Below are 11,808 nucleotides of genomic sequence, written 5' to 3' on the forward strand. Positions count from 1 at the left end.
TTGGAAATAATTATCTCATTTGTATGGTGAAATAAAACAAAATGAAACAATTCGTTCCTTTTTGTCTAGTTTCTTTTTATTCAACCTTGGAGCTCAAACAGTGATGTATTTAGGAGCCTTATTCGGTTCCGAAGAATTACATTTGCCAACGGATGCATTAATCATAACCATCTTGCTCATTCAATTAATTGCTATACCTGGCGCTTATTTTTGTGCGAAACTGTCATTAAAAATTGGAAACATTCAAGGCCTATTTTTAATAGTTTGCGTTTGGATTCTTATTTGTGGTTTTGCCTATACCGTGAAGAACCAATTGAACTTTTATCTACTTGCAAGTGGCATTGGTTTCGTCATGGGTGGAATTCAATCCATGAGCCGAGCAACATTTGCTAAGTTATGCCCAGCAGGAGGGAAAGATACAGCCTCATATTTTAGTTTTTATGATGTATGTGATCGACTATCTACGGTATTTGGAACTTTTGTTTTTGGGTTAATTATTCAACTAACGGGAAATATGCGCAATGGTATTCTAGTACTAGGTGTTGTATTTGTGTTAAGTCTTTATTTCCTTGTTAAAATAATCAGATCAAAATCTAATTCACTTGTATTGGTATAATCGATCGGTTATTTGCCGATTTCCATGAGATAGGAATATGACCTAGAATCTCTAATTGTAAAGCTTTAATAATCGCTTTTCTGGAATAAGTTTTAGCATGAACGAGGGATACTTCTCGTACCGGTATAGGAGAAGGTAAGTTGTGGACCTTTTCTTTCAATTTAACATCTATATAATCTAAAAACATTTGTGGAATTATCGTTTGGCCAAATCCTAAATCGGCCAGGCGAACTATCGTTTCTAAACTACCAGTTTGATAGGTTAAATTGGCGCCCTTGTGTGAACCGGCCTTTATATTACAAATGGAATTGACCTGGTTACTTAGACAATGTCCCTCCTCTAGTAACCATAATTTAGCAGGATCTAATTCAGATTTAAACTTTGAACCATCATCTTCCCATACATTGGAATAAAGAAATAATTCCTCATAATAAAGAGGCAACTCCACAAGATCACTTTGAAGTGGGGTTACCAAAATTCCAATATCCAATTTACCTGAAGCAATATCACGTTTAATATTTTCTGTTGTCGTTTCAGAAATACTAATATCTAAATCAGGATGTTTAATTTGAAAATCAGCTAAAAATTTAGGCATTAAATAAGGAGCAATAGTCGGAATTACACCTATGGCTAAATGACCATTAACTGAATTTGACCATTCTTTAGTCAAAGAGAGAATAGACTTACTTTCAGCTAGAATAATTCGTGCTTTACTAATTATGTCTAGCGCCTCTATCATAGGCTCCAAGGGTTTGGCACGCCTATTAAACAAAGTCAAATGTAACTCAGCCTCAAGTTTTTGTACTTGCATACTTAAACTAGGTTGTGAAACACAACAAAAGTCGGCTGCTTTTGAAAAACTTTTTAGATCAGCGAGAGCAACAATGTACTCCAGTTGCGTAATAGTCATATTATAATTTTTACTTATACAAATATAAAAAATATAGATTTGATTGATAATATTTGAATCTGGATATTTGTACCATTATTTTAAGAAATTAATAAATAAACAAACATAAAAATGGCAAATTACATGTTAGGCTTAGGAAGCCAATTTCCTACATTTTCAAAAACTGCAGTTGTTTCCTTAGAGCAAGGAAAAGAATTTGCAACCATTACTTCTGAAGATCACAAAAAAGACGGAAAGTGGTTAGTGATGTTCTGGTGGCCAAAAGATTTTACTTTTGTATGCCCAACAGAAATTGCTGAGTTTAATCGTCGTGCTGGAGATTTTGCTGATCGTGATGCTTCGTTAATCGGTGCTTCTACAGATTCAGAATTCGTTCATGCGGCATGGAGAAGGGATCACGATGATTTACGTGGACTAAAATTCCCAATGTTGGCTGATACATCAAAAAGCTTAGCTGAAGAATTAGGAATCTTAACAGAAGGCGAGAAGGTAGCATATCGTGTCACTTATATTGCTGACCAAGATGGTATTATCCGTTGGGCTTCTGCCAATGATTTATCAGTTGGACGTAATGTAGACGAAGTATTACGTGTTTTAGATGCTTTACAAACTGATGAGCTTTGCCCATGTAATTGGAAAGCTGGAGACGCTACATTGTAATTATTCATTTAGCCCTAGGATTCCCTGGGGCTATTTAATTCAACAACCATGAGTGAGACAAAAGACAACTTATTGGCAGAGATAAATATCCCTGCCACAGAATCTTTCGCCCTTTTAGATGCGTTAGATGCGGCTGATCACCGTTATATTAAAGATATAAAGATTAATGTTTCCAATGCATTACGCGCACAAACATTAAACGAAAAGGAAGCTATCTTGTTGGCCTTAGCTGTTTCTGTTAATCAAAAACACGAGAGAACTATTAGTTCCTTAACGGAATTGGCTACAAGTAAAGGAGTGTCAGAAGCAGAAATTAATGAGATTCATGCGTTAGTCTCATTACTTAACGCGAATAATATTTTCTACCGATTTAAGCATTTTGTAGACAAGGAGTATTATAACACAGCCCCAGCAGGAATTCGCATGTCCATTATGATGAATCCTGTTTTAGGAAAAGAGTTTTTCGAATTAGCTAGCTTAACAGTATCAGCCATAAATGGATGTGAAATGTGTGTAAAATCACATGAAGTATCCGTGAAAAATCACGGAGCTACAGAAGCAAGAATTTTAGATGCGATTCGATTAACGGCAATTATTAAAAGCTTAATCATATTATTGTAATTTGCTTTTGTGAACGCAAAAAGGCTAATTCAGAGATGATTTAGCCTTTTTTTAATGTTTTGACTAAATGATTTAACTGAAGGCGAAATTGAGTTAGTTCTTTGAAAGATTGCCAACAAACCTTCAATAATTTCATATGCCGAATCGAAACTTCACCTGTTTCGCGTTCTTTATGTAGAACAGGAATATTAAACAGTTTTTGACCTGATTTTTTTGCTAAAACAGATAAAAATATATTGGGAGCAAATGGTGTTTGCAGTGGTAATGCTTTTAATAACTTGTTTAAAAAAGTAGTCCGTATTAGTCTAAAAGGAATGTTGGCATCGTTAATATAAGTTCCATAAATGAACAACAATGAATATTTCAAAATTCGAGTAATCAGGAGCCGAAACCGGTCATCATTTCGAACCTCGCGAAAACCTAACACAAAATCCGACTCATTTCGCTTATCCCAGAAATTTTTAAAATCGCTTGGCACAAATTGATCATCCGAATCTGTTTGAAATACAAAATTTGGATTCATTTGAACGGCCATTTGGTAACCATTAAAAATCGCATTACCGTGGCCACCATTTAATTGATGTTTAGCTATCAAATTAGGATATTGTCCTGTTAATTCATCCAAAATAACTCCCGTTTTATCCCGAGAACCATCGTTAATAACTAACAATTTAAATTGATCCTTAGGTATCACCTCAGCAATTCCATCAATCCAATTAGGTACCACTTCATGAATGCATGCTTCCTCATTATAAGCTGGAATTACAATAACCAATTCTAAAGGACTTTCCATTAAATATTATTTTTAAAACGATTGATAGGCTTTTCAATAATATACCATGATAAACTTGCTAAGCTAATTACTAAAAATAGGCTCAAAACAAATTTAAAAATAATAAAATTAGGCATTTCTGAATTAAGAAAAGGTTGTAGGTCAGTTAAATAACCCATTATTGTATTTCCCCGATCATGGAAATAGTTATATACTACATTATGATACAGATATATTCCATAAGAAATTTGACCTAGATAGTTAACCCAAGAATGTGTTAAAAAAGGAAACAAAATCCATTTTTTTGACCCAAGTGCTTGAGCAATTAGGAAGAATGAAAACAATCCAGCAAAAAAACGTTCAAATACAATTGACCATATATTGTCATGTGTATATAGGGCAGTATGACTTAAGTAAAGTACTACAAGAAAGACAAATAGACTAAGAGGAAGTAAATAGCTTCGAGAAACTAATGTAACAAAATTTTGATTTTTATAATGAAACAAATAGGCCAAAATACCCCCTAATCCAAACGAATCAATGGCAGCCAAAGGATTAACATAGGATATCATCCAAAATGATTCTTTTACTTCATGTGAAGCCAAAAGAAAAAAACCAAGTCGACTGCCTAATCCTATCAATAGCATCCCAACCAACAATCTTGGATACTTAACTGCTGATATAAAGAATATGAAATAGGGAAAAAACAAATAGTACTGCTCCTCTACAGCTAATGACCACAAATGGTCCCAAACACCCATCCATCGATTATGAAGGATAATATAAAAATTAGGTGTGTAGCTAATTAACCAACCAGCGATTTCAGAAAAATTTGATAAAGAACAAATACCTCCAACGGCTAATAGTAGGAAATAGATAGGAAAAATACGTAATGACCGACGATAAATAAATCGTACCATTTTTACAATAGGCGATGAGTGATTAGACCGACAACTATCTGCATTTTCAAAAAGTATTCGCGTGATCAAAAAGCCACTCAAAACAAAAAACATAACCACCCCCAAATGGCCTAAAAATGAAAATGGATTAATTGGAATAAGCCAGTGATCAATTAATACAAGAAATACAGCAATGAAACGAATTCCATTTAGCTGTTCAAAATATACGGGCTTACTTGAAATCATTCGTTAACAAATAATGTAAATTCAACACGTCGATTCAATCGACGCTTATCTTCTAAAACACTAGAAGAAACTGGCTTCGTTCCGCCCCAACCTTTCGTTTGGATGCGCAAACTTTCAATTCCTTTAGAAATCAGATACTCTTTAACTTTAATAGCACGGTCAACAGACAATTGCAAATTTTCATTCCAATCACCTTGTAAATCTGTATGACCTTCAATCAATATATGATATACAGGATTATCCTGTAAAATTAAGACTATTCCGTCTAAAGCCTCGAATGAATCTTTTTGTATGTCAGCTTTACTTTGTGCAAAATTCAATGTTGGTAATTTAAATTGCTTATTTACCTCTAATGGCATTAATGAAATTACACGATTTATTTCTAGATACTTCGATTCCTTACGAAAATCGAATTTTTCTCTTTTGGTTAAATAACCTTTTGATTTAATCTCTATTTGAAATGGCTTTTTCGTTGGCCACATAAATGAAAAATCTCCTAAATAAGGATCATATTCTACAGCCATTGTGTCAGAACTAATCGTTGACCTAACCACAACTTTAGCATTCAACGGTTTTTTAGATGTAACATCGACAACCTTACCTGCAAATTGTACCAAAGTCTGAGGTTTTACCTTTTCTGGAATTTTAATCCGATATATATCCTCAGCTCCCATCGAATTCTCAACCGAACTAAAATAGGCATAATCACCTTGCGCTGAGACAGAAAAATAACCATCCCATTGATTTGTATTAACCACTGGACCTACATTTTCAGGGATAGACCAATTTAACCACGTATCATCTAATCTACGCGTTAAAAAAATGTCATTATTCCCATAGCCAACGTGCCCGCTAGAGGAAAAATACATAGTAACTCCATCAGGAGCTATAAATGGCGTAGATTCAGATTCGCCAGAATTAACATTGGGACCAATATTTTTAGGTTCAGTCCATGTATCATCTGACTTTAAAAATGACACATATATATCTTTACCTCCATAGGAATCTTTAGTCTCCGTAGTCATCAAAAGAATTTTACCATTAGGCGCTAAGGTGTATTCCGAATATTCTGATTTGTTTTTGAAATTTTGGATTCTAATTGGCTTTGGAAAACTCCAATCACCTGTTTTCAGCTTAAAGGATAAAGAAACCCCTTTTTCCATTTGACCATCTTTCCCATAGACATTATTTAATAACATCGTTTTCCCATTTGGTGAAATTCCACAAACGGCATTATTTTCATCATTATTGATGGGCGAAGGGAATAAACTAGCTTTCATCCATTTTTTATCATCACCCAGCTGCGATACCCAAATATCTTGATTTTTAGCACTACCTAAGTTTTCAGGATGCTTCCATCGAGTAAAATAAAGTGATTTCCCATCCGGACTGACTACGGGACATATTTCATTAAACTTGGAATTGATCACCAGACCTAAATTTTCCTTGACCAAATAAGCATTGGGATCTTTTTCTAATGCGATACTTGCCTCAATAGGTTTATCATCATCTGAAATAGCTATAGCATCTATTTGACTAAATCCTTTAACACGTTCAGAATTCAAGGTAATTTTAATCGATTTAACTTTAAATGGAGTTAATGAATTTAGCTTAATTCGAGTAATCTGACCATTCGCCTGTGCATAATTTGCAGGAAATTCTCTTACCAAATAAAGCCTATTATTTTCATCGAAAGCTTCAATTCGCGTTAATGAACCAGCTCCAAAGTTTTCGAAAACAACAACTTGTCTGATTTGTTTTAAACTATCAAAAGAAACAATTAGGTATTCACCTGAAGGGTTATCAGGAGTCAACGACTGCCAAGCGCTGGGTGTATTACCAAACTTTGGGTATTTACTTGGTCTTCCCAATGCATGTAAAGCTCTAAATTCTTTACCTAATAATTGATCAGAATACTCACTAGAAAAAGCAACAACTTTGCTAGCCCAAAGTACAGATTGTCCCTGGGAGTAAAACTGCACAAATAGCAATGCGCCTAAAAAGAATGCTTTTCGAAGCAACATATATCTTATTTAGCCAACTGTACTAAGTTTGAAATTGTTTCTAATGGATTGGGAGATGAAAAAACAAAACTCCCAGCCACTAGAACATTGGCTCCAGCATCAATTAAAGATTCTGCGTTTTGCATTGAAACACCACCATCAACTTCCAAATAAATAGGACGGCCAGTTAACTGAATAAGCTCGTTGGCTTCACGGACTTTATCAACTGAATTAGGAATGAATTTTTGCCCGCCAAACCCTGGGTTAACTGACATGATTAAAACTAAATCAATATCATTAATCACATCCTTTAATAATGAGACAGGAGTTCCAGGATTTAAAGCTATACCAGCAAGACAACCAAGATCTTTAATCTCTTGAATAGTCCGATGAATATGCGGACAAGCTTCTAAATGGACAGTAATCATTTTAGCACCTGCATCTGCAAATTGCTTTAAATAGCGCTCTGGCCTTTCAATCATTAAATGAACATCCAAAAACTTAGAAGTATGTTTCTGAATTGCATGAAGAACAGGAAAACCAAATGATATATTCGGAACAAAAACACCATCCATAATATCTATATGAATCCATTCAGCTTTTGAAGAATTTAACATCAAAGTTTCATTTTGCAGATTGGCAAAATCCGCTGCCAATATAGAAGGTGCAATAATCAGATTTTTCATTTTGCAAAGGTATGAAATTTATTTACTAAGGTTTATTTCTCCCACGAAACGAGTTAACTTTACCATATTAAATTAAGGCTATGGATATTCAGTCGCGCATGCAGGAATTGGTATTACGCATAAACCAATATAATGAATCCTACTATCAAAATAATGAGAGTTTAATTTCAGATCAGGCATTTGATGAACTAATGCATGAACTCCAACAATTAGAACTTCAAAATCCACTTTTTGCTTTACCAGATAGCCCAACTCAACGCGTTGGAGGAACAATCACTAAAGAATTCAAATCAGTCATACATCAGTTTCCTATGCTATCCTTAGGAAATACCTATAATGAGACAGATTTACGAGAGTTTGACGAACGAGTTAAAAAAGTTTTGGGTGATGAACCTTACGAATATATATGTGAATTGAAATTCGATGGGGTAGCATTATCATTTTGGTACGAAAATGGCCAATTAGTTAAAGGAGTAACACGCGGAGATGGCACGCGAGGAGATGATATCACTGCAAATGTTAAGACAATTCGTCGTATTCCACTTAATGTAAGTTTACACAAATTCCCATCAACCTTCGAAGTCCGTGGTGAGGGTTTTATGCCTTTAAGCTCCTTTGAGAGAATTAATGAAGAAAAAGTAGCAAAAGGAGATGCTCCACTAGCTAATCCTAGAAACGCAGCTTCTGGCACATTTAAAATGCAAGACTCTGCCGAAGTAGCTAGACGAAATATGGATTGCTTTATATATTCTTTTGTCGGAAATGAAATACCGTTTCAAACACATGAAGAGGGATTGAATTTAATGAGCCAACAAGGTTTTCCGGTATCGCCGACTTGGAGAAAATGTACTTCGGTTGATGAAATAATCACTTACATTCATGAATGGGACGAAAAACGAAATGATTTACCCTTAAATACAGATGGTATTGTCATAAAAATTAATGATTTAGGACAACAGGAGCGATTAGGATACACGGCCAAATCACCTCGCTGGGCCATTTCATTTAAATATCCATCAGAGATTGCTCAGACCAAAATAGAAAGCTTATCGTATCAAGTAGGACGTACTGGAAACATTACTCCCGTGGCAAATTTGTATCCAGTATATCTAGCCGGAACAGTCATTAAACGCGCGTCCGTTCATAATGCGAATGAAATTCAGCGTTTAGATTTGCATGAAGGAGATCACGTATTTATAGAAAAAGGTGGTGAAATAATACCTAAAATTATAGGGGTAGATTTGACGAAAAGAGGCACGGGGGCTATACCTTTTAACTTTCCAACGCACTGCCCAGAATGTCATGGCGAATTAATACGCTTACAAGGTGAGGCAAATCATTATTGTGTTAATGAAACAGCTTGTCCTCCTCAGATAAAAGGAAAAATTGAGCATTTTATTCAACGCAAAGCTTTAAATATTGAAAATATAGGAGTTGAAACGATTGATTTATTATTCGAAAAAAGAATTATAAAACACGTGGCAGATTTATATTCATTAAATGAATTAAGTTTTTTGGGCTTGGAAGGATTTCAAAAAAAATCTATCTCAAATATTTTAGAATCGATCGAAAAGTCGAAGCTTATTCCATTTAGACAAGTATTATTTGGATTAGGTATTCGACATGTGGGTGCCACAATTGCTGAAAAATTAGTTATTGCATTTCATAGTTTAGATAACCTAGCGGGCGCAAGTTATGACGAACTAATTGCTATACCCGAAATAGGCGATCGTATCGCGATTAGTATCTTAGATTATTTTAAAAATTCAATGAATCTAGCAATCATATCAAAATTACGTGAAGCAAAGATTCAATTAGCTGAAGATATCCATGAAATAGTCTTAGAAGGGGAGGCCTTAGTCGGAAAAAGTTTTGTAATTTCGGGGGTCTTTGAAAATTTTGAAAGAGAAGAATTAAAAGATAAAATAGTTGCAAATGGAGGGAAAGTAGTATCTAGTATTTCGTCAAAATTAGATTTTCTACTCGCAGGAAATAATATGGGACCTGCAAAACTCGAGAAAGCAAACCAACTGAATATAAAAATTTTAAGCGAAGAGGAGTTTTTAACGCTACTCTCATAATATATGCAAGTTAATAAACTACCAAAATTTCATGGAGTTGCACCAGCACTCGTAACCCCGATGTTGGCCGACCGTTCCATCGATTGGAACAGCTTGAAAAATCTGATAAACCACGTCAGTCAAGGGGGCGTAGATTACCTTGTTGTTCAGGGTACAACAGGTGAATCCGCAACAACAACAGCTGATGAAAAGAAAAAGATTGTTTCAACAATAAAAGGAAGCAATTCTAAGAATTTACCTATCGTATACGGTTTAGGCGGAAATAATACGGAAAACTTAATTAATCAAATTAAATCAACTGATTTCGAAGGTATAGATGCCATACTTTCTGTATGCCCTTATTATAACAAACCAAGTACACGTGGCGTTATCGCTCATTATCAAGCTATTGCCGATGTATGTCCAGTTCCTGTAATCATGTACAACATTCCGGGGAGAACAGGAATAAATATGTCAGCTGAAACAGTTTTAACATTAGCAGAACATAAAAATATCATTGGAATAAAAGAAGCTTCGTGTATCATTGAACAATGCATGGAAATAGCTTTTCATAAACCAAGCGACTTTCTTTTGATTTCAGGTGATGACGTGCAAGCTGTCCCAATAATTTCTATTGGTGGCGTTGGTGTAATGTCGGTCATAGCAAATGCATTCCCAAATCAATTCACTGCAATGATTCACGAAGCATTAGCAGGAAATTTTGCCAAAGCTGCCCTAGCATTAAAAGGATTTTTAACGATTGACCCTTACTTATATGAAGAAGGAAATCCGGTTGGTGTTAAGAAAATATTAGCCTTGCAAAACCTAATTACAGATCAGGTTCGAATGCCATTAGCTTCAGCATCTGATAAATTGGGAGGCAAATTAGCTCAAATTATAAAACAAGAAAACTTAATAAACTAATGTTCGTACACGTAGTAAATTTTTGGTTAAAAAAGGGATTATCTGAAGCAGATATACTGAAATTCGAAACTGGAGTAAGCACACTAGCTGAAGTTGACACAGTAGATGTATTTAGTGTAGGGAAACCTGCTGATACGGACCGACCAGTCATTGATCGTTCTTATGATTATTGCTTGGTAACGACGTTTGAAAATATTTCAGGTCATGATATTTACCAGACGCATCCAATCCATTTGAAATTTATTGAAGACTGTGCATCACTTTGGGATAAGGTTCTAATATATGATTCAGAATCCATCTAAGTGGGCTTTAGGCCTACTCGTATTTTCTATTTTATCGTGTTCCAAAAATATTAAACCAAATACGTATTACAGCCCCGACTTTAAAAACGGAGGTGTGGAGCGGCATGATGGTTTAGGTTTTGAAATACCCGTAAAATATGCAATTGACGTGTTTTATTTTAATGAAACACCAAAACAAGCGTTCGAATTAATCGAATCAATTTCATTTGCATCTGAGGTGCCATTAAACGCAGATCAAACGCAAAATGGAAAAATGCTTTATCGTGGAATGCACCAAAATAAGAAAAAGGAGCTTATGGAGATGATGGTCTCCAAAGCAGAAGAACTTGGGGCGTCAGCTTTAGTTGATGTAAAGTATTCAGTGTATAGCACAAAAGAAGCGAACGGTTACCAATTTACCGGTAAAGCGGTTCGTTACGTTGTGAAGTAATCCGTAAGACTTCAAAATTAGAAATCAAAACTTGACCTCGAACATCCAAGAATTTAACTTGGATGCTTTTTATTTTTCGCTCTTTAAATGGCAAAATACGTTTATTCCCTATCGTCTTGCCTTTTACTTCTTCAACTAATCCTTTATCATCCGTTAGTAACACTGAAAACTGTTTTACCCGTTGGCCTAACGAAATAGGTTCCTGCAATAAAATCGCATTCAGTTTAACAACATTTTGGGGAATAAAAGTTATTGTTGGCATGGCATCTTTAATATCAGCCGCCCAAAATGAACGTTTATTTACATCCCACACAAACGAAATCGGATGCCCATTCACGCGAGAAGAAGACTTAATTTCATCTATAGGTTTAATCAGATTAATCAAACTTTGATCTCGTAACTGTTTAAATCCCATCATGGATGCTGAGTCATTCGGGTGAATTAGTCCGCGTGTGTCCACGGGAATATTTAGTAGTAAATTGGCATTTCGGCCAACGGAAGCTATATAAATCTTCATTAATGAATCAGGACTTTTGACCTTACCATCTTGTTCAGGATGATAGTACCAGCCCGGACGAATGCTTACATCAACCTCAGGAGCTACCCAATATTTTCCATTTTCTTGTCCCTGCCGATAATCATCAAATTTAGGATAACCAGGATAAATTTCATGCCGATT

13 protein-coding genes are annotated in these 11,808 nt (G+C 35.1%); 7 read left to right on the forward strand and 6 right to left on the reverse strand.

Features of this window, described 5'->3' with window-relative positions:
• Positions 1 to 19: 19 nt before the first annotated feature.
• The gene (locus tag AC1W6K_RS11280) at positions 20 to 616 is read left to right on the forward strand and encodes an MFS transporter (RefSeq protein WP_481947565.1); all 597 of its coding nucleotides are present in this window, start codon (positions 20 to 22) and stop codon (positions 614 to 616) included.
• Here AC1W6K_RS11280 and AC1W6K_RS11285 read toward each other — a convergent pair.
• Positions 594 to 1,526, reverse strand: coding sequence for a LysR substrate-binding domain-containing protein (locus AC1W6K_RS11285; RefSeq protein WP_481947566.1), 933 nt, complete (start codon positions 1,524 to 1,526; stop codon positions 594 to 596). The genes AC1W6K_RS11280 and AC1W6K_RS11285 overlap by 23 nt on opposite strands.
• A 111-nt stretch (positions 1,527 to 1,637) precedes the next feature.
• Here AC1W6K_RS11285 and AC1W6K_RS11290 point away from each other — a divergent pair, with 111 nt between their 5' ends.
• Entirely contained in the window at positions 1,638 to 2,186 is a 549-nt protein-coding gene (locus AC1W6K_RS11290; RefSeq protein ID WP_481719247.1) for a peroxiredoxin, read from the forward strand.
• Between the two features lie 48 nt (positions 2,187 to 2,234).
• The gene (locus AC1W6K_RS11295) at positions 2,235 to 2,807 is read left to right on the forward strand and encodes a carboxymuconolactone decarboxylase family protein (protein WP_481719248.1); all 573 of its coding nucleotides are present in this window, start codon (positions 2,235 to 2,237) and stop codon (positions 2,805 to 2,807) included.
• 40 nt (positions 2,808 to 2,847) lie between these two features.
• Here the strand turns inward: AC1W6K_RS11295 and AC1W6K_RS11300 are convergent, their stop codons facing one another.
• Genes AC1W6K_RS11300 through rpe form a run of 4 tightly spaced genes read right to left on the reverse strand, consistent with a single transcriptional unit; the run spans position 2,848 to position 7,413 of the window.
• Positions 2,848 to 3,600, reverse strand: coding sequence for a glycosyltransferase family 2 protein (locus tag AC1W6K_RS11300; RefSeq protein ID WP_481947567.1), 753 nt, complete (start codon positions 3,598 to 3,600; stop codon positions 2,848 to 2,850).
• Positions 3,600 to 4,724 (reverse strand): acyltransferase family protein, encoded by a 1,125-nt coding sequence (locus AC1W6K_RS11305; protein ID WP_481947568.1) that lies wholly within the window; start codon positions 4,722 to 4,724, stop codon positions 3,600 to 3,602. Before AC1W6K_RS11305 ends, AC1W6K_RS11300 begins: the two co-directional genes overlap by 1 nt.
• Entirely contained in the window at positions 4,721 to 6,748 is a 2,028-nt protein-coding gene (locus AC1W6K_RS11310; RefSeq protein ID WP_481947569.1) for an OmpA family protein, read from the reverse strand. Before AC1W6K_RS11310 ends, AC1W6K_RS11305 begins: the two co-directional genes overlap by 4 nt.
• A 5-nt stretch (positions 6,749 to 6,753) precedes the next feature.
• On the reverse strand, positions 6,754 to 7,413 hold the full coding sequence (gene rpe, locus AC1W6K_RS11315; RefSeq protein ID WP_481947570.1) for a ribulose-phosphate 3-epimerase: 660 nt from the start codon (positions 7,411 to 7,413) through the stop codon (positions 6,754 to 6,756).
• Positions 7,414 to 7,493: 80 nt separating this feature from the next.
• On the opposite strand from rpe, the gene ligA reads away from it, so the two are divergent.
• Genes ligA through AC1W6K_RS11335 form a run of 4 tightly spaced genes read left to right on the forward strand, consistent with a single transcriptional unit; the run spans position 7,494 to position 11,129 of the window.
• Positions 7,494 to 9,494 carry an NAD-dependent DNA ligase LigA gene (gene ligA / locus AC1W6K_RS11320; RefSeq protein WP_481947571.1) on the forward strand — a complete coding sequence of 667 codons (2,001 nt, stop codon included), beginning with the start codon at positions 7,494 to 7,496 and terminating at the stop codon, positions 9,492 to 9,494.
• Between the two features lie 3 nt (positions 9,495 to 9,497).
• A complete protein-coding gene (gene dapA, locus AC1W6K_RS11325) occupies positions 9,498 to 10,397 on the forward strand; it encodes a 4-hydroxy-tetrahydrodipicolinate synthase (protein ID WP_481947572.1) in 900 nt (299 codons plus the stop codon).
• A complete protein-coding gene (locus AC1W6K_RS11330; RefSeq protein ID WP_481719255.1) occupies positions 10,397 to 10,699 on the forward strand; it encodes a Dabb family protein in 303 nt (100 codons plus the stop codon). The genes dapA and AC1W6K_RS11330 overlap by 1 nt, the downstream gene beginning before the upstream one ends.
• Entirely contained in the window at positions 10,680 to 11,129 is a 450-nt protein-coding gene (locus AC1W6K_RS11335) for a hypothetical protein (RefSeq protein ID WP_395785690.1), read from the forward strand. The genes AC1W6K_RS11330 and AC1W6K_RS11335 overlap by 20 nt, the downstream gene beginning before the upstream one ends.
• Here AC1W6K_RS11335 and AC1W6K_RS11340 read toward each other — a convergent pair.
• A partial coding sequence (locus AC1W6K_RS11340; RefSeq protein WP_481947573.1) for an alpha-L-fucosidase occupies positions 11,095 to 11,808 on the reverse strand: 714 nt, incomplete at its 5' end. The two genes, AC1W6K_RS11335 and AC1W6K_RS11340, sit on opposite strands and share 35 nt — an antisense overlap.

Source organism: Aquirufa sp. (genome assembly GCF_964796385.1).